The organism is bacterium, from assembly GCA_023382385.1.
Classification (GTDB): domain Bacteria; phylum Electryoneota; class RPQS01; order RPQS01; family RPQS01; genus JABWCQ01.
Genome location: JAHDVH010000003.1, coordinates 344301 through 369117, shown reverse-complemented (window position 1 = coordinate 369117; position 24817 = coordinate 344301). Strand labels below are relative to the sequence as shown.

The following is a 24817-nucleotide window of genomic DNA, read 5'->3' as shown; positions in this document are numbered from 1 at the left end:
GTCACTTGTTGACGCTCATCAATAGAACGGTCGCAAAATTATGCGATTCATAATATCTCGGCAGGGCACTCTCCTCCTGACGATCTCACTTGCCTTGACGTTTGTGAGTACGGAGGCCGCGCGAGCGGCCTCCGTCTCCGGACGTTTCGGACTCTGGTCGTACGTTCGTGACGACTCCGTGGATCGTGTGCAGGTTGTGCCGCTGCTCAGTCTCAATGTCCACCGCTTTGGCGGAGGCGGCGCGTGGTCATTCGAAAGCACATTGCGCGGCTATGCGGAGTATCAGAACGGCTACGCCGATAGCTCGGCGTCCGTGCGCGTCAGTCGGGCACTGCTGATTTGGAAACCCTCCGATTCCCCGTGGGAAATCCGCGGCGGACAACAGTGGATTACGGAAGGTGTCGGTCGCGGGAATGTCACAGGTCTCTGGAGTAGCTTCACGTTCAACCGCAGGACCGATGCGCGCGTCTATGTTGGATATCGACTCGCTTCATCCTTGAGGCTTGATGGTGAGAATGACGATCAGGGAATGGCTGCGGGCGTCAATCTGCGCACACGCATTCAGGGAACTCGTCTCGGTCTGTCCTATTACTATGTCGGCAGAGACGGTGACCTCCTGTTTAGCGGCGCAGGTCTCGACGCTTCGGGCAAACCTCACGATGACGTGACTCTGCGTGGCCGCTTGCACATGAACCTCATGCAGTCGTCTATCGAAACCGCGCAGCTGACGGCCTATTGGCAGGCCATGACCAAACTGCTGGTGTCCGCCGATGTCCGAACGCAAACCCCGCGTATCTTTGAAGACTCCTTCTTCGCGATGTTCTTGGAAGAATCCAAAACCACCTCCGCTCGCGGCGGCGCGCAGTGGACTTTCTGTAAGAACCGGGGCATCTACGCTACGGGTATGGGCTATCTGGTGTTTTCCGAAGACGACATGCTCTACAAAGCTCGCTGCGGCGTCGGCATCCCCGAAGCCGAAGTCGGCTACACGCATTGGCTCTCCGCGGGAGACGGCGACATGGACGGCTTCTACGGTCAGGCGCGTTATCTCTACCGGGAGTTTGAAGGGATGGCCGGGTTCGATTACTCTCGCGGTTCGAATAGCGAGATTCGTCCCAATACCGAAGCACAAGTCATCTACGGCGGTCTCTCGTGGTCGCCGCAACGCATGTTGTCGATCGGAGCAAGGATTGAGCATTTGAAAGATCCGCTGCGCAGTGAGGATTGGCGCGCGCTCTTCCATCTGACGACAAGCTTCCGCCGCATGCTGGGAGGTGTGTCATGAAACGATTCATCTTCCTGATCTTGAGTTGCGCCGTTATCGTGGTCTTTATCGTCGGCAGATTCGCGGTGGCCAAGCCTGAACGCGCGGCACCGCCTGCCTTCAGCCACGCCGTGCACATCGAACAGGGACTCGAGTGCTCGGCCTGTCACGTCGGAGTTGAAACCAGCAGGGCGGGCACGGACAATCTGATGCCCAAGTGGTCGGCCTGTGCCGATTGTCACGAGCACAACGACTTGGCGGGTAAGGGCATCGCGCTCGGTGAACCTTACGATGGATTCATCCTCAAAGTGATCTCCGATTACAGCCCAGGCTTCGGCCATCAGCGTCATCTGAGTAATGCCAAGCTCGCATGCACGGCTTGTCACAACAATCTCGATGAACCGATCTCCGCAAAACAGAGCGGACGCTTCCCGACGATGTCCGAGTGCATGGACTGCCACGTCACGCGTGCCGTCGCGATGGAATGCAACACGTGTCACCTGCCCGGCGAGAAACTCGTTCCCGACGATCACGCCGTCATGTGGGATCAAAGGCACGGCATTGAAGCTGCCGCTGCCAACGCAAATTGCTCGATGTGTCACATCAGCGGCTCGAAGCTCGATTGCCAGTCCTGTCATCAGGGCGACGCCGTCTTCAACCCGCATCCGAAAAACTACTTAAGTCGTCACGGCCACGATGCGCATCTGTCCGACTTCCGGTGCGGCACGTGCCACGAGCAGCGCAGCTTCTGTGTGGACTGTCACGCGCAGATGAACATTCTGCCCGCCGACCACTTCCGCCCGGGTTTCCTGACTGCGACCGGCGGACGGCATGCCGAAGCCGCTGAGTTCGATCTCGAAAGCTGTATGTCCTGTCATGACACTCCGCGTCGCGAACCAACCTGCGTGAGGTGCCATGCAAACTAATTCCAAAAGGTCAGCGCTCTTCGCGCTGCTCAGTATTGCGGTGATTGCCGTTGTCGTGCTCTCCTGCAGCGAAGACCGCGTGACGTCAAGCTACAAGACGCATCCCACCGGATGGATGGATGTGCATAGCCCCGAATGGCACGGTCAGGCTGCGATGGGCAGTCAGGGACAAAGCTGCGCAGGCTGTCACAACATCCTGCCCTTTGATCCTGCGGCCAGTGAGCGTCCCGATCCGTCGCCGATCTCGGCGCAGCAGACCGGGTGCTACGAATGTCACTCGTATCCGCATCAGGGCGACTTCGCGCAGGGACATGCCGCAGAGATTCGCGCAATGGAGTGGCAGACGATCCGAGACTGTCAGGCATGTCACGGTGTCGATTTCGCAGGTGGCCGCACAGAGGCAAGCTGCCGCACCTGCCACACGCAGAACTCAGGTCCGGCGTCGTGCAGCACCTGTCACGGCATGCCGCCTTCGGCGCAGAATCCGCTCGGTGACCGTAACCCCGGTGCTCATTATGCGCACACGCGCTATTCCTGCACCGAATGCCACAATCGCGTTCGTGGATTGGATCACATCGGCCCGCTGCCTGCGGACGTGCGCTTCGACGATGCGCGGATATCAACTACTAACGGATATCCCGCGACGTATACGAATCAAAGCAACTGCGCCACCTACTGTCATTCCAACGCCCGCGGCGGGGATCCTCTGGTTCCCGTGACGTGGGGCACGGGGCAGACTCTTAACAACTGTCGCTCCTGTCATCAGGTGCCGCCGGCCAGTCCGACGCATCCCGCAATTCCGCAGTGTCATTTGTGTCATCACAACGTGGATCCGAACTCCAACTACTTTGACGCAAATCAGATTATCTTCCTGCCGGGCGATACGCTGCATGTCAATGGTGTCGTAAACATCTTCTTCCAGTAAGACCGAATTCGCCATCCGCCTTACTGTTGCGCGGCCCCTCGAGAGAGGGGCCGTTCGCATTCTTCTTCGCCGTTGCGACTCTCATGGCCAGCATTGGCAATCACCCAATTAGTTCCTTTGTGTCATCCTGCAAAGATTCCTGTCCAAGCGGGTTGCTACCCAAAGTGCACCCACCAACCGTAGCAGGTCGTCATCCTGAAGCCGTTGCGGCTGAAGGATCCCCTGTTTACCCACCTCGACCCCCTAACTCCAATTTGCCCAAATGTTTACAACATTTTTACGAAAAACACTTGACTTTTCGTAAATATTGTATTATATTAGCACCAGCTAACCAACCAAAGCACCGAACCGGAGGAACCGGGCAGACTGGCCAACTGTGGCCCGCCCACGCTTCTGTGCTCTGATGACTCAGCAACCACCTCTCGTCTTGAACCAACTTAAGTAACTCCGATCGCGGGGCGAACACAAGCCAGCGCAATACAGACGAAGCTCTACCTTTCCCACTTACCTTTCCTGTCATACCGAAAGGATCTCTTCTAAGCAGCTTCCCACCCCAAGCCCGACTCTACAACAAGTGCCCGTCCCCAGCCTGAGTGCCGCAAGAGAACCCTCTCTTCAGTCCCACAAAAAAACGGCGACCCGTTGCCGGGCCGCCGCCAGTTTCCACAAACCGTTCCCAACTATCCGAACAAACTATACAGGATAAACACGAGCAGCACAAGTCCCGTGATAAATGCGCTCCATCCCCAGATAGTCAGTAGGATCTTGTGCCACCGCTTCATCGGCGGAACCACATGCTTGTCAAGTTTGTCTTCACCAACGAGTTCTGCCATTTCGCGCGGCCGCTCGCGCTCCATCTCTTCGGTGGACTCGCGGCCCGTCAGAATCACGTCGTCAAACGGGAACTTGGAAGGTCTCAGATGCCCGTTGAAGAAGTGCACCGTGAAGATAAACGCCGTTGCCAGCAACGCCTCCTCGCTGTGGACGATGTGCGCCAGATTGATCATCCAGCCCGGCAATAGCTTCGTAAAATACTCCGGGAACCACAGAATGAACCCGCTCGAACCAATGATGATCACACCCCAGAATACTGCGAAGTAGTCGAACTTCTCCCAGTAGGTGAATTTGCCGAATTTCGGCTTCGGACCGAGCCAGAGGAACCACTTGAAGTGGTTGAACATGTCCTTCGCGTCCTGCAGGCGCGGTGTCATCGAATGCTCACCGTAGAACATTCCGCGCTTGCGCTGAATGAAGGCCGCAGTCAATAGACTCAAGATGTGCAGCACGAACGTCGCGATCATGATCACCGCACCGATGCGATGCGTGAGCGCCATCGTCCGCAGATCCATCACATTGCTCGTGATCCAGTATGCGGCCACGCTGTGCGAGAACTTCAGCGGCAAGCCCGTCATCGCCTGCACCAGAAAACTCGTGGCCAGCGAGATGTGCAAAGTCCGCTGCCACGGCGAAAATCTTCGCACCCACTTCCGCATCGCTTCCGGCGTTCGCTTCGGACGACCCTCCGCAAATCCTCTGATCAACCAAAGCACCGTGTGAATCCCGAAGAATCCGAACACGAACAGCAGCAGCGACGTCATGAACTTCTCGGCGCGACTCACCTTTCTCTGAGGTGAAGTCGGCCCGAGCGACCCGCCGTGAGGATCGTAGTGCGAGAGAAACTGCACAAAATTCTCGTTCGCGTCCTTGTGACAGCGTGCGCACGTCTGCACAATCTTCTCACGGCTGACCAAAGAACCCGGATCATTCTGTGAACGAATGTCGTGATTGCCGTGACAGTTCACACACGTCGCAAATTCGTCACCCTGATATCCGAGGTTGTAGGCCTGTCCGTGATATGTGCGGGAATAAGACCGCACGACTTCGGGATTAAGCTGGAATTTCAGCGCGAATTCGCGATTGCCGTGACACTTGCTGCACATATCAATGATATGCCGCGGCCGCATGTCGTCGCTGACTTTCTTGATGTCCTTCTCTCCGTGACACGTCACGCACGTCGGAGCCTCCGTATGCCCCTTGGCATAGGCTATTCCGTGCTCTGACCGCATGTATTCCTGATATTCCTTGGCATGACAGTTCTCGCACTGCATGCGAAGGTTCGAAATCGGCTTTTGTCCCTCTATCTTGCGATTGAAGTGGTAGACGTGGCACTGTGTGCAATTCGCCAGTTCGCCCGTTTCCGATGCGCTCATGATCCGTCCGTGCGCGAGGAACTCCTTGGCATGGCGCTCACTCTCGTGACATCGGTTGCAGGTGGCCGGCAGCTCTTCGCGGAAGATTCCGCCTACCGCATGCACCATTTGAGTCTGATGTCCGGTGTGGCAGGCCACGCAGGTCATCAACCGCGCGTCCACGCTGTCCTTGCGGTGCAGCGACTCTTCATAGCCCTTGTGACAGGTCGCGCAGAGCGCGTCAAGACGTTCAACCGAGGTATGCGAAGCCGGATCTTCGGGAGACAATATTCCATGCTCTCCGTGACAGGTTACGCAGTTCGGCGCGTCAAGATTTCCGCCTTTCAGTTTCTGATAATGCTGACTGGCAATATAGTTACGTGATTCGTTCTTGTGGCACTCCATGCAGCCGCGAATATTGTATTCGTGCCACTGCGCCACCGTCATACTGTCGCGTTTGGATTTGAAGTGCGGATCGTGACAGGACGTGCAGCTCATTTCCGCCTTGGCCGCCTTGCCCGTCCGCGCATGCACACTCTTGTCAAACGCCGCGAGTTCTGCGCGGTGGCAGATGCCGCAAACCTTGCGCGAATCCGCATGGTCGGTAATGTTGTGCGTGCCGTGACAGTCCGAACACTCCGGCACTCCACGGAAGCCCATGGCATTCAGCTTATTGAAGAAGCCTGCCATGAACGTCTTCATCGCAGCTTCGTGACACTCGCCGCAGTTCACATGGCGTGGTCGCTCGTGCGGAAAGTCCGCACCCTTCAGATCGCCGTGGCAGTCGATGCAATCGAGACCTGCATGAACGGAACGCTTCAGGCTGTCAGTCGTCACGGTGAGTGACTTGGAGCCGGTCAGCGTCTCCATCGTCAGCGTCGGATCGCTATGGCACTCCATGCAGTCGTTGTTGGTCTGCGCCCGTGCCACGAGGCAAACCAGCGACAGCATGAAGAGCAGGACGGGAATGGGTCTGGCAAGTAGTCTCATGAGCTTGTCGTTTATTCTGATGCGGGTTCAGTTGGCTTGGGCGCCTCAGTCTCGCTCGTCTCAACGTCGGTCTTTCCGGCTGTAATTTTCTCGTACCAGCGGCCGTGACGATGCTTGACAAGATGCAGCGGAATCTTGCCCGTCAACCATGTCCAGCTCATGGGATACTCCTCGGGATGGAAGATGACGAAGAAGAAGTGCCACACAACGATCGCAAGCGTCGCGAGCCATGCTTCATAGAGGTGGATGGTCTGGCTGACCGGAATCGCCCACGCCGGAAGAATCGGAGAAAGTTCTGCGGGGAACCACAGCACAAATCCAGTAGCAATCATCAGGATTGTTCCCCAGATCAGCGCCCAATACTCCGCCTTCTGTGAGTAATCATAACGATCAAACTTCGGCGGATCCTTGCGCTTCTGCATGTGATAGGAGAGATTCTCGGTCAAGTCGCTGACATCCGTCTTAGCCGGTATCAGTGCCTGCCACTCTTCACGGCCGCGCCTTGTCCAGAACAGATAGACGATGTGATAGATCGAGCACGCGATCAAACCTACTGCCATGACGCGATGCGTGACACTGCGAATGCCTTCGCTGAAGCCGATCGAAGCGAGCATCCTGACCCACCACGCGTCCGGATACTTCAGAGCAAATCCCGTTATTGCGAGCAGAATAAACGTGAACGAGAGGACCAAGTGTTGAATGATCTGATGCCGGTCAAATCTCGTGACTTTCGGACCGCTGGTTTGATGCTCGCGCGCCTTGATCATATGATAGTTCAGGATGATCAGGTTGTGCAGGACCATTCCGCCGATAACCGCAAAAATCAGAATCCAATAGATCCGCGCAATCCACCATTGAGCCCCGCCCTCGCGCGGCTGCAAGGCACGGTGAGTATAAGATGCCGCGAACTTCGCATCCGCTCGGGGATGGCAAGTCGCGCAGGTCTGCACGACGTTGGCTTCATGAATGGAGGACAGCGGGTCTGCCGCAGTTCTCACGTCGTGCGCACCGTGGCAATCTGCACACGAGGGAGTTTTCCGGTTTCTTGCCCGCGTGGCCAGACCGTGATAACTGTCTGTATATGTTGAGACCACGTCCGGGGCCAATCCATACTTGCGAATGATATCGGGGTTTTCGTGACACTTTCCGCACGTTTCCGCCGCGATTCGCGCGTGACTGACCTTGCTCTTCGGATCCTTCGGCGAAACCATCAAGTGCTCACCATGACATCCTGTGCACGTCGGGCTGTCCGTGATGCCGCTCATCAGTGCGCGGTAGTGAATGGAAACTTCGTAAAGCTGCTGTTCTTTCGGATGGCACTGTCCGCAGGTCTTGTGAATGTTAGTCAGCGTAATTGTGGACAGCGGGTTCGTGCTGCCAAGCACCGCGTGACCGCCGTGACAATCGATGCAGACAGGAACGTTCTCGTTGCCCTGCTTCAGAAGTTTGCCGTGCGTGCTTTCGAGATAGTTTTCGAAAGATCGCGGCAGCCGCACTTCAGGATCGAGCGCGATGCCGATCTGGCTATGACACTTTGCGCATGTCTCGACCTGTTTTGAGCGGTGCATCGGCGATTCGGGGTCGTCCACTTTGCGGATGTTATGTGCGCCGTGACAGCTTTCACAGCGCGGTGCGCGTGGAGAACCGCTCTGCAGCGCATACGCATGCAAGCTCTGATTGTAAAGCCTCACGGACTCTTCGTGGCAGGCGCCGCAGGTCGCCTCGGCCGGTGACTCGTTTGTCACGCGCAAGGTAGAGTCTGATGGCGCGCGGCTGCGATGTTCACCGTGACAATCGAAACAGTGCGAGAGATTTCTGCCATCGCGGAACTGACCGTGCACCGACTTCTTGAATTCCGCGACGATCTCACTGTGGCAGTTCAAACAGGATTGTTCAAGCTTTTCGGGTTGGCGATCTTCCGCGTGCACGGCGTGCGACGAGTGGCAATCCGTGCAGGAGGGCAGACCCTGTTTTCCAAGTTTTGCGAGCCTTCCATGAATGCCGACGTCGTAGCTTTCATAGACGGTGGTACGTCCGCGATGAGGGGGATGCATCCTGTTATGGCACTGCTCGCAGCTGCGATCTATTTTCTCTTTTGAGACCATTGACCGCGGGTCTTTGGTATCCAATATGTTATGGGTTCCATGACATGATGCGCACTTCAAGACACCTTCATGTCCGCCCATGGCAACTTCCGTCGCAGCTTCCTTGTGACAGCTTGCGCAGCTCACGGCTGCCAGTCGTTCGGCGTGCGGCCAGTCATCAAAGTTCTTCAAATCGGCGTGGCAGTCCACACAGGCGAGCGAAGCGTGTTTCGAGCGAGCGAGCGAGTCCGGGGTCACGGCCAGCGACACGATGGAACCGTCTCGATTCGTCCGTGTCAGCGTCGCGTCGGAGTGACACTCGATGCAGGCCGCGTCTTTGTCTTTGTTTGCGTAAGCCAGCGTGCCGAAACAGGCAACAAGCAGGAGAGTAAGAAGTGCTCGTTTCATGGAATTATCTCAATCTTCCACCGGGTTGCGATGCAGGATATGTAATGTCGTTGTCGTGACACGAATTGCAGGTCGGTTTGACCGCGAAATTCTTCCCGACGTGGCATTCCTCGCAGGAGATTTCAGCATGCGTGTCGTTCAATCCGTAGCCGGTGTGCGCGTGTTTGAACGTGCCGACGGCCCAGTCCTTGTGGCAACTATTGCAGTCGCGCGACGGTTTCGTAAAGTGATTCGGATTGCCGTGACACCGGCGGCACGACAGTCGTTCGTGGTAGAACTTGAGCGGCCACCCCGTCCGGTCGTGAGAAAACTCAACGGCTTCCGTTTTCATGTGACACTGATTGCAGCTCATCTCCGAGTGACAGGAATTGCAGATGCCGTGCAAAGCTTCTTCGCTGTGGCGAATGGACGTGGTGGTTTGCTCGGATTTCGAATGACACGACGCGCAGCCTTCAGCATGATGGCACGATGCACACGAGATGCCGTATTTCTCGGTGTGATTTCTGTGAAACAGCGTGACAATCGTTCCGCCGCCATAGGACGAATGCCAGACCTTCTTTTCAGGTTCGACGAGTCCGGCGAATTTGCTTCCGGGCGAACGCTTAGGCAGCGGATGCGTCGCCGTCTCTTGTCCCTTCTTCAGGTGGCAGATTTCGCAGGACGTGTCGTGACTCCAATCCTGATGGCAGCCAAGACATTGCCGATGATAGGCACCTTTCAGGCCCGGCTGTTCGAGATTTTCGTCGGCGATGTGCGGGGGATGACAATCTTTGCAGGCGGTGATGCCGCCGACCTGCTGGAAGTGGTGACAATCCTGACATCCGCGATCCATCGCGGTCATTTCCGCATGCAGGCGATGCGAAAAACGAACGGCTTCGTACTCATTCTCGAGTTCGTTGATGAGCACTTCATCCGGCCCCATCTTCAGATCTTGCGGGGTGACGCGCGGTCGCGGGCAGATACGGAGGCAAGGGTCGTCCGCCGTAGGTGTCCGGCAGACGTGACATTGCGAGCAGCCATTGGACGCGCCGGGTTGCTGCGAGACGGCTTCGGCGCGCTCGCTGGAGAGCACAAGCGTAAAACTGGCGATAAGCAAGAATATGTAATATTTCATGGCCGGAATTCTCCGACTCGACAGCGCGATTAGTGGCGCTTGGGTCGTTGATTCAAAGCTTTCCAAAATGGGACAAACGATAACAGACCGAGGATGGCGACAAGATATTCACCCGTCTGTGTCAGAACAGTAAAGTCATGTAATGTATACATGGATATCATCCTTCCTTAATGGCTGTCGCCCGCATAATCAGGATGCTGCAGGAGAATCGGCATGCGATTCACGATGAACTTAAAGACTAACACGCCGATTGTGATAATCATCAAAGTGACGGTAATTTCCTTCCAATGCGGGATGTAGCGTTCCTCGGCATACCAGTTCAGTGCGATGATGGAAACGTTTACCCGGTTGAGGATGAGTCCCAACACGGTCCAGACGGCGGCAATGCGAGCGAGGGTCGGACTCAGTCTGCGCACAGCGAACAGGAACATGAAGGCCGGGAGCAGGATAAAGCCGACGACTTCCACGAGCCACCACGCTCCCCATCCGGTGGCAATCAATGCCCACTGGTGTTCATGCGCCACGCCGATGATCTTGAGCCAGAAGTAGAGATAAAGAACAAGCGCACCACCCTTTGCCAACCCGAGAATGAGCTTGTCAAGCTCGCGATGACTCAGATGTCCAGTTTGCATCTTGAAGTAGCGGTGGGACATGGTGGCTTCGAAGATGATCATTCCGATTCCGCCCGAGACTGCCGAAATCAGGAAGAAGACCGGCAGATACATGCTGTACCACAGCGGATGCAGCTTGGACGGCATAATCAGGAAGAGCGCGCCAAGTGATGATTGGTGCAGCGTCGAAAGGACCACGGCCATCACCGTCGCACCGAGCGTCAGCTTGACGGCAAAGGCACGCGCGCGTTTGGCTCCAATCCACTCGAAGAGCGGCGGCCAGAATTCAATGAACTGACAGAACAAATACAGTGCGACACACCAGCCGACTTCAAACATGACTGAGCTTGTGCCGAATGACCAGACCATCGGATAGGGGAGACGCCACGGGCGGCCCAAGTCGAACATCAAACCGAACACGACGAGCGCGTAGCCGAGAAAGCCCGTGAGTATGGCCGGACGCACGAGCGGTTTGTATTCGTGCATACCGAAGATGTGGTAGATGGAGCCGATGATGAATCCTCCGGCAGCCAGCGCGACCCCGCAGAGCACATCGATACCGATCCAGATACCCCACGGATTGGCGTCGGTAAGGTTGGAAATCGCGCCGATACCTCCGGTGAAGCGTTGATAGGTGACGGGAATTCCGACAGCCAGAATCAGTGCGGCAATGTAATGTCCGGGAGTCATCAAACTCTTGAGATACTCGCGCGGCGTCATGCCGAGCAGCAGCTTATCACGAACGAAGTTCGGCGTAGGACGCAGGTGAGCAGGAGGAGCGAGGACAGTAGCCATTACTTGTCCTCCTTGGTTCTGTGATTTCCGTCCGCAGAGGGATTCAGCAGGCGCTGTTCAGCGGCGAGTTCCTCCTTGCGTTTGGTGAACAGATAGATGCTCAGGAAGAACGTCGGCCAAATCGCCATGACCAGCGGCGCGGCCGACAGGTAGTTGCGCGTCAGTTCGGGGTAGGGAGTGGTCCCCAGATCCGTGCGGAAGCCGATTTGGTCAAACGGCACGGACGAGAGATACATCCAGCTTGTGCCGCCGACTTCGTGTTCACCATAGATGTGATCGACGTATCGGTTGGGACTTCGGACAATCTTTTGTCGTGCGACTTTGATCAAGTCTTCCCTGCGGCCGAACGTCATGACTTCGCGAGGACAGGCTTCGACACAGGCAGGCGGTTTGCCCTGCTGGAGCCGCGATTCAAAACAAAAAGTGCACTTGCGAACCCGAGGGTGAAGTGCACTGAAATACTCGTACGTGGGAATATCAAAGGGACAGGCGACCATGCAGTATCGGCAGCCGATGCAGACGCTGGCATCATACTCGACTGCGCCGCTTGGCGTTTTGGAAAATGCGCCGACCAGACACGCGGAAGCACACGCCGGTTCATCGCAGTGCATGCACTGCTTCTTGGCGTAGATCGGGGTTTCAGGCGACTGTCCCTTGAAGCGATTGACGACGGTGAACTGGTCGGCGTGTGTCCGTCGTCTCTTGTCGAAGACGGTGGGATCTTCGGGAGCTTTTTCCGGCGTCGGCAGGTTGTGCTCTTTGGCACAGGCAAGTTCACAGCGTCGGCAGTTCAGTCCGATGCACTGTGTGGTGTCCACAAGTACGCCGCGCCGTTCGGGGTGACCCGTAAAGTGGCCGGGGGAGGCGACGGCTTTGCCCGGCAGCGTGCCGACGGCCACATTAGCGGTGGCAAGTCCGGCAAGTTTCAGGAAGTTACGACGATTAATCTTCATATTCGGTTCCCCCTTTTGGCCGGAGTCTCACCGACTCATGTGAAATTTTTCACAAGAATCCCCGTGCGCAAACCCGGAAACTCCGGGTCAAAAGGTGTTGCGTCCACTGTGGCCGGCGCAGGACTTCCTCGCGGGGAAGTCCCGTTGCGCCGACCATCATCAGGACAAAATTATTCGGTGGCTTCCGCCTTTGGCGGGACGTGATGGATAATCTTCTGCAATGCTTCTTCGTAATTGAAGCCCTTAAAGGTGGGGGACTTTTCGTTATGACAAGTCTTGCAGGTATTTTCATCCGGAATCCACATTCCGGCAGCGATCGACGCTTCGCGGGACTCCATAATCTTCTTGGTCTTGTACTCAGAACCCGGGCCGTGACAGGATTCGCAGCCGACGCCGCCTAAATCTTCCATGCCATGCAGATCGGGCATTTTGTCAAAGCCACTGGCCGTTCCATAGCCGGTGGTGTGGCAGGACAAACATTCAGGGTTGTTCTGCTCGCCCTTTGCGACAAGGGTTTCCAACGCTTTAGCATGTTTGCTGTCAAGCCAAGTTTCGTAGATGTTGCCGTTCTTCTCACCCTTATGGCAGATCTTGCACTTACCCGAGCCGACATAGGTCGGAGTCTTTGCCTCATCCTGTGCAAAGGAGCTGATGGCGAAGGCCAGGCAGATGCCGGCACTGATAATGATTCGATTGAATTTCATTGTTTTGCCCTTAAAATAAATGCGTGACGATTCGGAGCGTTACGCTCTTTTCATGCATAAATATAGTCATGATTCCTCACGATTGCAACCAATTTCGAAAGTGTATCCTTTTGCAAATATGACAATTAAGGTAAACTTCTGCGATGAGTGTGCCTGTATTCTCTTGATATTCTGGAGGTTTCGCCGGGCTTTTTCGACTAACAGGCGAACGTGTGCTGAGCAACTAAACAATCGTTAAGTGAGAGGGTCACCAAACTCACCGATTTAGAGAGGAAGGGGCCGCAGGCTGTGCCTGCGGCCCCTCGATGGACCGAAATCCGGCTGCCGGATTACTTCAGCAGCAGCATCTTCTTCTGCATAACCGTCTCACCAACGGTCAAACGGTAGAAGTAGAGACCGCTGGGCAGCCCGGCTGCATTGAACTGCACCGTGTGACGACCCGAATTCAGCGAGCCTTCCACGAGCGTTGCCACCAGCTGACCAACCGGATTGTAAACCGACAGCTTAACGCTGCTGTTTTCGACCAGGTCAAACGAGATGCTCGTCTCGGGGTTGAACGGATTCGGGTAGTTCTGGAAGAGCGCCAGTTCAGAGACCACTGCGGCTCCCGCTTGCGGAGCAGATTCCAGTGAGCCGATGACCTGACGATCTCCAGTCAGGCTGACGCTGACCAGTTCGTAGGTGTAGACGCGGCCGTTGGTCAGGCCACGGTCGACGAACGAGTAGGACGAACCGCTCGGCGAATTGGTGGCGGCGACATGGGCTGTAACAGCACCGTCGCGCAGCAATTCAAAGTGGTCGTTCTGGGTTTCAGAAGCGGTAGTCCAGCGGATCTGAATTTCTTCATTGCCCGGGAGAGCCGAGAACGAGGCCAATTCAGCCGGCAGGAAGCGGTCGAAGCAGACACAGATGCAGCCATCCGTGCCCGGGATAATCACATTGTGCCAGCAGGTGTCGCCGATCAGCGTCCAGCCGGTATTGCTGAACATCCACTGAGCAGGATCGCACTCTTCGTCGCAGCCGTCGGTCATGCAGCCCGGCGCGATGTTCAGAAGCGGATAGCGTCCCGGTGAGAAGCCTTCACCGCAGACGTAGACGTGCACCGGATGACCGACACACAGGTGGGCGCAGATGCAGTCAGGCGGAACCCGGAAATCGATTTCGTAGAAGTGAATTTCGGAGTCGCCTTCGCAGTCGCCGTCGCAATCCGGCACATCAATCACGATCTGCAGGAAGTTCGACGGGCAATTGTCGCTCGTGACGGTCGCGGTGATAACGATCTGGCCGCCATCGGCATCCGGAGTCACGGTGAGGTTGAAGAGCTGATCAACCGATTGACCCGCGAGCAGATTGCCAAGCGCAACCGGATTGGCAGAGTTCAGCACGACGGTTCCGGCATCGCCACCGATGCTGGTGAGTTCGAGCATAACGTTTTCGCAGGTTTCCGTGCCGCTGTTACCGACGCGGACGAGCAGATCAAAGGTCGGGGTGGTGATGCCGCCGCCGTTCGGATCGCAACGCAGGTCGATGCCCGGCGAGAACAGGCGCAATTCGCCCTGACCGCAATTGGCGACGATTTGATTAATCGCACCGCCGGCACCTGAGCCGTCAAAGCCGATGATTGAGAACGTGCCGGCCGATGTCAGAGCGTAGTCCTGCAGCACCGGTACAATGATTCCGAACGGTTCGGCACCAGGCAGCGGACGCCAGACGGGGCAGATGCGAACGCCGGCAGCCTGTGCGTCGAGCGCTCGCTGATGGGCGTAAGCCACATCGGCAGGCGTATGGGTGTCATCACAGCCACCGTTTGATGCGTCGGTAATCAACACGACAATCTTGTTGGCACCGGCGCGGAAGGCTACATTGAAATCACCCACTGATACGCACTGACCGTCACCCGTGAGGATCTCGCGGAGTGCTTCGTCGGATGCTTCAGGAAGCCCAAAACCACCAAAGGAGGTGAGTCCGGCGATGGTCGCCTGCACGGCGGCAATATTGTTGGTCAGTGCATGGTGGACGAAGACTTCATCATCGAAAGTCACCAGACCCAAACGCAGGTCGCCATTTGAAGCGGTGTTGGCAATGGCGATGATGTTCGGCAGCTCGTTGACGATGTTGTCAATCGCCTGAAACATCGAACCCGTGACGTCCACAGCGAACACGAGGTCAATCGGGCCGCAGTCGCCCGTAGCGGGGCAGGGGGTGTTGCAGCTTGCGCCTTCCGTCCAGACGCCGCCAAGGGCAAACTGGCAGAAGTCCTCGCGAACTCCGCTTTCGCAGACGGGTTCGCCGTCGTCATAGTAGCAGCAACGTCCGACGCCGCAGGGATTCTCTTCGCAGGACAGGCCTTCATCCCAGACACCGCCCAACGCAATGCACTCTTCGAAGCGCGTCGTGGAGCAGGCAGGTCCGCCGAAGGGATTGGTGTAGCAGCAACGACCGCCGACGCAGTCATCGGTGGTGACGGAGAGGGTGAACTCACCACAGCTGTTACCCAGACCTTCGAGGGTCACATAGACCGTGCCGGGCTGAAGCGAAACACAGCGGCAAAGCGAATTCAAGCCGCCACCGCTGTCGTCATCGCTACAAATGTCGCTGGTGCAGCACTCATAGCCGATTCGCAGATAGGGGTCAAAACCGATGCCGTTATAGGCGAACGACCACAAGCCTGCAGACGGGATTTCGACTGCGATCACAAGATCATCGGAACCGAAGGCTGCACAGTCGTTGCCCTGTTCGCAAGTGGTTCCCGAGTATGCACCCGGTGCGGCGAGCGTAACGTCATAGCAAACGGGGTCGCAATCGAAAATCGAGAGGAAATACTGGCCTGACGAGCCGCTCCAGCCGTCCACGACGACGAGGATTTCCTGTCCGGCGTTCAGAGCGATGCAGCCGACAACAGAGTGAAGTCCGTTGGACTCGCATGTGAATGCCGACAGAGCGTCGTCATTCCCGCAGATGTAATCAGCAGGGAAAGAAGGGTGCGTGGGACAGGTGTAGTTCCAGAGGGAAAGCTCGGTGTCAAAGTTGCTTCCGCACAGGGCAAAGGTATACGTGCTGGTGCGGGGAGCTGTCCATTTGTAGGTGACATCAGGCGCAGTGGCACTGCCGGTATAATAGGTTCCCTGATAGCAGGGGGGCTGTTGCGCAAAGTGCAGGAAGTCGTTTTGAGCATTGGCGGTGGAACCGGAGGCAATCCCGTTACCGAGCGCGGAGCCAAGGTCCACGGCGTCCGAGCAGTTGTCGCCGCCCTGATCCAGCGCGCCATGTTGCGGGTTCAGGCGGCCCATATCATCCAGAAGTTGCTCGTACTCAGCGAGCAGAGCCTGCGGAATTGCGCCTTGGGTCTTGGCCGCGAAGATCTGGGCCTCCAGAGCTTGACGCTGCAATTCACGGTCGAGCGCGCTCTTGTTGTTGGCAGACTGTTGACCGATTGCTGTTTGATCAATCGTCTTGCCAGCGGCGAAGAGCGCGCCGGTACAGGCTACAACAAGGCCCAACATCAGAACCAATCGTTTCATGTTTTCTTTCCTCATGTTTTCCCAAAAAGTATCACCATCCATTGGTCGAAGCGAAACTAATATAGTGAAAGAGGATAAGTATATCCGAAGGAATAGTGAAGATTGAAATAGAAGATAAAACAATGAGAAATAAGGATGAGTATACTTACTATAGTGGCGGCAAGGAGGGTCAGTAAATTTATGTTCAACAGTTTCAGGAGTTGGGAATAGTCGATTTTTGAGCAAGGAACTCGACTATTTGAGTCGAACATTGTTCTGACCCAGTTGCCTCTCCGCAACACGCCGTAAGGAAGTCGGACATGGGTCTGGTGTGATTGCATGGCTCGAGAGTCGGCGGCGCGCAGACGGATGCCTCTTGCGGCCGGAGTTGGGGGCAGGCAAAAATCTGTGTGGGAAGTTGACTTCGCAGACACTCCGTGCAAGTTCAACGTAATCAAACGCGGTTTTGCGGGCTTCAAAAGTGGAGACCCGCCGCGCAAAGAATCCAGGAGCTAAACAAAAAATTGCAGCAAGGTGTTAGATATTGACAAGCTGAACAAATTGAAATAGCTTGATTTTACCCAGAGTACGAGAGAATAGAGCACATCCAAGAGAGGTAGGCTGGAAGATGAGACATGGATCCCGTTTGTTAGTTGCGATGATTCTGCTATGGTGCACAGCGGCGTTGGCCGCAGAGTTCTCGCCGACATTGGACTATCAGCTTGAGAAGTCGGAGTCAGAGGAGTTCGTGAGTGCGATTGTCATTCTCGAGAGTCCGATTGATATCATGAATTTGGACTTCCAACTACACACGCGCCGGGCGTCTTTAGCAGAGCGGCACGCGGAAGTTATCAGCGCGCTCAAGTACAACGCCTCGCAGACACAGCCGGCTTTTCAAGCGGAGCTGGACGCCGCGAAAGCTGAGAGCAGAGTCAAAGGCTACACGGCCTACTGGATTGAGAATCTGTTTGTGGTCTCTGCAACAAAGGAGTATCTCGAGTCACTTCGGAGTCGCGGGGATATCAAATACGTGACGGAGAATTTCCGGCCTGAGCTTATCGAGCCGATTATGAGTGACGGGCGGGAGCCGGATCGGAATCCGCTGGACACTGAAACGACGACGCCCGGCCAGGATGCGATTCGGGCGACGGAAGTGAATCGCGTGCTCGGGATTACAGGTCAGGGCGTGCTGGTGGCGAATTGCGACACCGGCGTGGACGGGAATCATCCGGCACTGGCTTCCCGCTGGCGGGGGAATTTCGCACCTGCGGCACAGTGCTGGCGCGATGCGCTCGGAAGCGCACCGAACTTTCCGTCGGACGGCAACGGGCATGGAACGCATGTCATGGGAACCATCACGGGACGTGCGATTTCCGGCAACGACACCAACACGGTTGGTTCAGCTCCGAACGCAAGATGGATTGCGACGAACTCAATCAATCAGGGCGTCAGCCAGGATTTTGACAACGACATTATTGCCGACTATCAGTGGTTTGCTGATCCGGACGGGAACCCCGCGACCCTCGACGACGTGCCGGACGTGATTCAGAACAGTTGGGGAGTCTTTACAGGACTTGGTTACGCGCAGTGTTTTGATTTGTGGAATTCGTTTATCACGAATTGCGAAGCGGCCGGGCCGGTAGTGACGTGGTCAGCCGGAAATGAGAGCACGAGCGGATTGCGGAGTCCGGCGATTTACTCATTGAATGCCTACCAGATATTCTCAGTCGGCGCGGTGGACGCGACGAATTTCAGCGCGCCGTATCCGCTGGCGTCGTTTTCCAGTCAAGGGCCGACGCCGTGTGCACCGGCGGTTCCGGACAACATCAAGCCTGAGATTGCGGCGCCGGGAGTTAACGTGTATTCTTCAATACCGGGCGGCGGTTACAGCAGCGGATACTCGGGGACCTCGATGGCGGGTCCGCACGTGGCGGGTGTGGTTGCGCTGATGCGCGAAGCTTGTCCGGACTGCGATCACATCACGATCAAAGATGCGATCATGCAGACGGCAATTGACTACGGTCCGGCGGGACAGGATAATCAATACGGTCACGGATTTATTAACGCCTACGACGCGGTGATTGCGGTTTCGGATTTGGGCCGGGTGTGTGGAACTGTTCGGGATGCATCGAACGCTCCGATCGTTGGCGCGCGTATCGGAATCACCAGCGGAACAAATGAAGTTCTGACCGGTGGCGACGGTTCATACTGTCTGCCTCTTTCCGCTGGAACTTACACGGTTGTATGTTCTGCGTTCGGCTACATCTCGCAGTCCGCGACAAATGTGGTCATCGTGGAAGGCGACACGGTGACGCGGAATTTTGTGCTGACGCTTGCCCCGCAGGGGACGGTGTCCGGCATAGTGACCGACTGCAACGGCGGTCCCGCTGTCGGAGCGACCGTGACCGTTTTGAACACGCCCATCGCCCCTGCGACCACAAATGGCGTGGGATTCTATTCGATTACGCTGCCACAAGGGACCTATGACATGCGCGCGACCGGTGCAGGCTGCGCACCGCATCAAGTGGACGGAGTGGTGATCGGGGCCTCGACGACACGGAACTTCACGTTGTTAACGGATCCAAGATACGAGTGCAGTGCACCGGATGGATACGGGTATACAATGTGTGAAAACGTGGACGTGGGAGGATTCCCCCTCGTGTGGCGGGCGATTACGCCTATGGAAGGCGGAAGCGGCACGGCTGTGCTAAACTCGGTAGACGACGGGGCAACTACAGCGATCAATTTCCCGTTTCCTTTCCAGTTCTACGGCACGACGTACACGAGCTACTATATCGGGTCCAACGGTTATGTCACATTCGGCAACAGCGCAACATCGTGGTCGAACACATGTTTCCCGAGCAGTATGCCAGCGGGACTGTATCCGAACTGGGACGACATGACGACCTATTCAGGTCAGGTGGCCTACTACTACGATGCTGCAAACCATTGGCTGGTGATTTCATTCTATCAGATCAGCCATTTCAGTGGGGGCGGCCAATCGAGCTTCCAGATCATCATTTATGATCAGGGCTTCTATTCCTCGGCGACCGGCGACAATCACATTCTGTTCCAGTACGACGAGCCGTTGACGCAAACGAGCGCGACGACCGTCGGCATCAAGACTGCAGCCGGTGTTTATTCGCAATATGTGTGCAACGGCGCGGCCGACGCGAATTCGTGGGGACAGGAAGCGGGACGCACGGTTTACTTCTCAACAGGACCGGGCTGTGACGGATTTGGTGAGGTCACCATTGCACCGGCCTCATTGACAGGCTCAGCACCGATTGGTGGAACCGATACAGGATCCCTGCAAATCTGCAATATCGGAGAGTGTCCTCTAAGTTGGCAGATCGATTGGGATCAGACGACTCCGACGCTCGCGCTGTCAAGCTATGTTGCGCCGACGGAAGTGGTCATGACGAAGGAGCAGATTAGCCTGATCGAAGCGATTAATCGCGGCGAGAAGCCGGAACTTGAAATCGAGAATCGCGACGGTCGTTCGCCTATAGACGCACAGGGCGGGCCGGATGCGTTTGGCTATCGCTGGATCGACTCAGACGAAGCAGGCGGACCCACGTATAGCTGGTTTGAGATTAACGCCATTGGAACGAACGCAGGTGTGACCGGAGACGATCAGACTGTGACAGTAAACTTACCGTTCGCGTTTTCATTCTACGGAATCAGCTACACCTCGGTCAAGATTTCATCGAACGGTAACATTCACTTTGGCGCAGCGAATGCCGCCTACTTCAATCAGCCTTTGCCTTATCCGTCCGGACCACTGGCGATGATTGCTCCGTTTTGGGATGACCTATACCCACCAGCCGGCGGCACGGTTTACACGTACCACGACGTTGCCAACAATAGGTTCATTGTCGAGTGGGACAACATCGCGCACTATCCCGGAACGGGAGATTTTTACACGTTCCAAGTCTTACTTTATGCGAACGGGCGCATTGTGCTGCAATACGAGGACTTAGTTCTCGGTTCGGCCGGATTAGCATCCTGCACGATCGGCTTAAACAACGAAGCCGGCACTGTTGGCTTGCAGGTCGTCTATAACGCGGCCTATCTGCACAGTAACATGGCGATAGAACTCAAGGCGGCAGTGGATTGGCTGACGATTACGCCTCCGGAAGCCGGAACGATTGATCCGGGGAATTGTGTGACGATTCCTGTGACATTCGACGCCGGGGAATTGCCTGCGGGAACGTATACGGGCGATCTCTTGATTCAAACAAGCGATCCTGACGAAGGGCTTGTCGTTGTGCCGGTGGAGTTCATGGTAGGATCAATCCCTGCCCCGACGAACCTCACAATTCTTTTCTTGCCCGGGACGAATCAACTCCAGTTTAACTGGACAAGCAGCGGTGCGCCGCTCTATGAGCTATGGTCGTCGCCGGAGCCGGAAGGACCCTTCCTGACGTTAGAGGGCACAACATCGGGGACATCGCTGACGATTGCCTACGATGGATCGCCCAAGGCATTCTACCATGTGATCGCAGTGTCGGCACTGGCAGTTGAGGAGCGCCTCCCTGAGCAGGCGAAAGCCCGCTAATTCGCAAAAAGGCACAGGTGAAGCAGCCCTCGACACGCGTCGAGGGCTGTTTTGTGGTCTAAGAGGCTTGCAGATTCAAGGGCGAGGTCGTACCTTAAGAAGTGAGCCAACTTTCAAAGAACAGGTGTATTGCTGATGATGAGAATTTCGTTGTTTGCGTTTCTTGTCGTGCTTCCGCGGTTGGTTTTCGGGAGTGTCGAGTTGGATGAATTGAAAAGCATGATCGTGGGCCAGTTGGAGTCGCGGTATGGCGGGATGAAAGAAAGTCCGCTGTCGAGCGGCATCCTTTACGATCTCGCGACACCGCTCTCCGGACTGGAGCACTTCGATGGCACACTTGCGGCTCCCGCAGCGACGTTTTCGACGTGGGAGCAGATTGCGTTCGAGTTGAAGCGTGCATCTTTGACGCCGAACACGATTCCTGCGTATGATGAACTTCGCCGCGACCGTCAGATTGCGCAGCGCGCGGGCGACTATCCGCTGATGCTGATGATCTATGAGTATCAACGCGTCGCGGACAAATGGCTCATGGACAGCCTGCTTCAGTATGACAACGGGCAGATAACCGGAATGCGAACAGAATTACTGACCACCGAGCGCACGGTTGCAATGACTGTGCTGAACGAATGGACCTATCACGGCGAAGACGTTGTCTTCAAATTCGACCGGGAGCGTCACATGTTCGGAAACGCCGGAGAGATTGCCTCTCTCGATGTTGACTTCTCTGATGGCTCGGGATATAGGAAAATCGCGGAAGAGAAAACTCTCATATCCTACGCCACGACGGGCGAGAAGCTAATCACGGCGCGAGTTACGTTGGCTTCCGGTGAGGTTCTATTCGCACGGACGCGCCTCGACGTGCGCTCGCTTGACGCGCCCGCACCTTCTGAGACATGGCAGCTTACCGCAAGCCACAGCTTCTCGGGGACTCCTGCGAGCGGCGAGGCGTATATCCTGTACGCGCCGGGACACAGTATGCTCACCCGTCCTATCGTGCTGGTGGAAGGCCTGGATTTGAACAACAGTTTGAATTGGGACGAGCTATACGACTTGATGAATCAGGAGTTGCTCATCGAGACATTGCTTGAGATCGGATTCGATGCTGTTGTGCTGAACTACGGCAACTCGACCATGCACGTTCAAGACAACGCGTTCCTGGTTCAGGAGTTGATAGAGGAGATCAACTCCGCGACGGGCGGAATTCATCCTCTGGTAATGATCGGGACGAGTCTCGGCGGCATCACGACACGATATGCTCTGACCTACATGGAAGCGAACAATCTCGAGCATAACGTGTCGACGTTCATTTCAGTTGATTCGCCGCAGAACGGCGCAAACATACCGGTTGGAATACAGCACTGGGCGGACTTCTTTGCGAGCGAGGCGGCGGAAGCGGCCGCGGCTCGAGACGCACTCTTGACTCCAGCTCCTCGCCAGCTGCTTCTGTATCACTTCTCGTCATCCGGGAGCGGGACGGCGAACCCCGATCCGTTGTTTGCGGCTCTGCAGAGCGATTTAGCCTCACTGGGAGACTATCCGTCGCAGCCGCGGCTGGTTTCAGTTATTAATGGAAGCAGCACGCAGCAGAACAGCGGATACGCGCCGGGTGCACAGATCATTCGCTGGGTGTATGACAGCTTTCTTGTGGATATTCGCGGCAATGTATGGGCAGTCAGCAACACGGTCAATACCCGTGTGTTGCAGGGTGAGATCAACGTCATTTGGCCACTGCCGGACAGATTCAGCAATGTATTCATTGCGCCGTGCCTGCCGTGGGACAACGCACCCGGCGGATTAACTGCCACGATGGAAGAGCTGGCCGCTGTGCCGGCACCGTACGGCGATATTCAGGCTCTCTATCCCTCGCACTGCTTCATTCCATCGATCAGCGCGCTGGACCTGAATGTGGCAGATCCGTTCTTCAATATTGCAGGTGCACCGAATCTTTATGACTTAACACCATTTGATTCGGTCTACTATCCAGTGAACAATCAGGATCACGTGCAGATCACTCCTCAGAATGCACAGTGGTTCATTCAGGAAGTGATTGGACCGCTGGCCGCGCCTGAGTTGACGATGCAAGTTGAAGGAGACAGTCTGCATCTGCGCTGGACTCCGATATTCGGAGCGACGGCATATGATGTCTATGCATCAACCGAGTACGGAACCTGGCCGAATCCGCCGATGACAACAACGGGAACGGAGCTGGTCATCTTCGCGAGTGAAGAAGCGGAGTGTTTTAGAGTTGTAGCCAAACGCAACTAAATTGAGAAGTTGAACATTAAGAACCCCGGCCAATGGCCGGGGTTCTCTGTTTTGCCTCTCACATGTTCATCGCCTTGGAGCGCAAGAGTCCCTTCGGGGAGGTCTTTCGCTGGGATCACAGCAGTCTTATTCAGGAATCGGGATGCGCGATGCGTATTCCTTCAACCATTGAGCGAAGCTCTTGAGTTCGGGATTCAGCGAACGTGAGACGTTTAAGTCACGCGCACCGACGAACTCTTTTTCGAAGTCGTGCTTGAATTGAAACATGTTCCCCATGTCGTCGGCACCCGGGAATCCCAAACCGCGATAGACTTCAAAAGGCAGCGACACGTTGACGATCTGCTTGCCGATGGCGCGGGTCAACTCGGCTGCCATAGAATCAGCGGTAAGGTGGTCGCCGGCGATGCCGACCGTCTTGCCGATGTACTCCTCTCCGCGCTGGAAAATACCAAATGCGCACTTGCCGATATCTTCAGCTGCAATTCCCGGAAGGAGCTTGTCGCCCATGGGAATAAAGATGGCAAGGTTCCCTTCCGGAGTCTTCTGCGGGCCAAGACCGAAGTGGACAAGATTGTCCCAATAGAAGCTGGTTAGCAGATTGGTTGTCGGCACACCGATTTCCGCAAAGTAGGCATCCACTTCGCCTTTTCCGTCGAAGTGCGGAACCTTGTAAGCTTCCTGCAGCGTGGGCATGCGCGTGTCACTGAGCGGCATGAACTTCCGCGTGTCTTCAAGAGTTGACCAAATGAAGTGCTTGACACCAACCGCTTTTGCTGCGTCAGCCATAGCCTTAGCGTGCGCTGTTTCCTTTTGCGGACTGAAGTGATCCCAGAAGAACGTAACGCCGAAGACGCCGTAGGCGCCGTTGTACGCGCGCTTTAAGCTCTCGACATCTTCAATATCAGCGGCTACCACCTCAGCACCGAGTGCGGCAAGTGCCTTGGCCTTTTCGGAATTGGGATCGCGAGTCACGGCTCGAGCCGTAAAGCCACTTTGCGGATTGGCGAGTATGGCTCGTACCAATCCGCCACCCTGGGCACCGGTGGCCCCCATAACTGCAATTGTCTTTTTGTCGGACATGTTTCTCCCCGAGAGTTTGGTTTGTAGAGAAATGAATAGCCCCATGATCTCACGGGGCTAATAACATGAGAACTACGGAATGAGGATCAATTTGCGAGCAGCGACTCGACGCGAGCTTGCAAGGCGTGCTTGGGCAGGGCACCGATCTGGCGATCCACCATTTCCCCATTCTTGAAGAACAAGAGGGTGGGAATCGAACTGACATGGAACTGACGGCTGACATCGGGAGACTGATCCACGTCTACTTTTGCAAATGCCACACGACCTGCGTATTCATTGGCAAGATCCTCAACGATCGGCGCAATCATGCGACAGGGGCCGCACCAATCCGCGTAACAATCCACGACCAACAGTTTGTTTGACTTAACGGTATCACCGAAGGACTGATCAGTAACCTTCAGCACGGCGGCTGCAGCGGTATTCGGCATGATAGAAACTCCACAATAAT

14 protein-coding genes are annotated in these 24817 nt (G+C 56.0%); 5 read left to right on the top strand and 9 right to left on the bottom strand.

Annotation, left to right across the window (positions count from 1 at the left end; translation table 11 throughout):
• Window positions 1-40: 40 nt before the first annotated feature.
• The 3 genes from KJZ99_09840 to KJZ99_09830 are packed head-to-tail and all read left to right on the top strand — an operon-like array spanning window position 41 to window position 3115.
• Window positions 41-1285 carry a hypothetical protein gene (locus KJZ99_09840; GenBank protein ID MCL4306204.1) on the top strand — a complete coding sequence of 415 codons (1245 nt, stop codon included), beginning with the start codon at window positions 41-43 and terminating at the stop codon, window positions 1283-1285.
• Window positions 1282-2190: a hypothetical protein gene (locus KJZ99_09835; protein MCL4306203.1), complete on the top strand. Its 909-nt coding sequence runs from the start codon at window positions 1282-1284 to the stop codon at window positions 2188-2190. Before KJZ99_09840 ends, KJZ99_09835 begins: the two co-directional genes overlap by 4 nt.
• Window positions 2180-3115 carry a CxxxxCH/CxxCH domain-containing protein gene (locus KJZ99_09830; protein MCL4306202.1) on the top strand — a complete coding sequence of 312 codons (936 nt, stop codon included), beginning with the start codon at window positions 2180-2182 and terminating at the stop codon, window positions 3113-3115. Before KJZ99_09835 ends, KJZ99_09830 begins: the two co-directional genes overlap by 11 nt.
• A 680-nt stretch (window positions 3116-3795) precedes the next feature.
• Here KJZ99_09830 and KJZ99_09825 read toward each other — a convergent pair.
• The 7 genes from KJZ99_09825 to KJZ99_09795 form a co-directional block, all read right to left on the bottom strand.
• On the bottom strand, window positions 3796-6294 hold the full coding sequence (locus KJZ99_09825; GenBank protein ID MCL4306201.1) for a hypothetical protein: 2499 nt from the start codon (window positions 6292-6294) through the stop codon (window positions 3796-3798).
• Window positions 6295-6305: 11 nt separating this feature from the next.
• Entirely contained in the window at window positions 6306-8786 is a 2481-nt protein-coding gene (locus KJZ99_09820; GenBank protein ID MCL4306200.1) for a cytochrome b/b6 domain-containing protein, read from the bottom strand.
• Window positions 8787-8790: 4 nt separating this feature from the next.
• Entirely contained in the window at window positions 8791-9900 is a 1110-nt protein-coding gene (locus KJZ99_09815; GenBank protein ID MCL4306199.1) for a cytochrome c family protein, read from the bottom strand.
• Window positions 9901-10067: 167 nt separating this feature from the next.
• Complete coding sequence (gene nrfD, locus KJZ99_09810; protein ID MCL4306198.1) at window positions 10068-11231, bottom strand: polysulfide reductase NrfD; 1164 nt, start codon at window positions 11229-11231, stop codon at window positions 10068-10070.
• Window positions 11232-11305: 74 nt separating this feature from the next.
• Window positions 11306-12259 (bottom strand): 4Fe-4S dicluster domain-containing protein, encoded by a 954-nt coding sequence (locus KJZ99_09805; protein MCL4306197.1) that lies wholly within the window; start codon window positions 12257-12259, stop codon window positions 11306-11308.
• A 170-nt stretch (window positions 12260-12429) separates the two neighbouring features.
• A complete protein-coding gene (locus KJZ99_09800) occupies window positions 12430-12963 on the bottom strand; it encodes a cytochrome c family protein (protein MCL4306196.1) in 534 nt (177 codons plus the stop codon).
• 329 nt (window positions 12964-13292) lie between these two features.
• Window positions 13293-16484: a T9SS type A sorting domain-containing protein gene (locus KJZ99_09795; GenBank protein ID MCL4306195.1), complete on the bottom strand. Its 3192-nt coding sequence runs from the start codon at window positions 16482-16484 to the stop codon at window positions 13293-13295.
• Between the two features lie 607 nt (window positions 16485-17091).
• Between KJZ99_09795 and KJZ99_09790 the strand changes: the two genes are divergently transcribed.
• On the top strand, window positions 17092-21024 hold the full coding sequence (locus KJZ99_09790) for a S8 family serine peptidase (GenBank protein ID MCL4306194.1): 3933 nt from the start codon (window positions 17092-17094) through the stop codon (window positions 21022-21024).
• A gap of 135 nt (window positions 21025-21159) precedes the next feature.
• Complete coding sequence (locus KJZ99_09785) at window positions 21160-23289, top strand: hypothetical protein (GenBank protein MCL4306193.1); 2130 nt, start codon at window positions 21160-21162, stop codon at window positions 23287-23289.
• Between the two features lie 126 nt (window positions 23290-23415).
• On the opposite strand, the gene KJZ99_09780 is transcribed toward KJZ99_09785, so the two are convergent.
• A complete protein-coding gene (locus KJZ99_09780; GenBank protein MCL4306192.1) occupies window positions 23416-24369 on the bottom strand; it encodes an NmrA/HSCARG family protein in 954 nt (317 codons plus the stop codon).
• Window positions 24370-24455: 86 nt separating this feature from the next.
• Window positions 24456-24797 carry a thioredoxin gene (gene trxA, locus KJZ99_09775; protein ID MCL4306191.1) on the bottom strand — a complete coding sequence of 114 codons (342 nt, stop codon included), beginning with the start codon at window positions 24795-24797 and terminating at the stop codon, window positions 24456-24458.
• Window positions 24798-24817 lie beyond the last annotated feature (20 nt).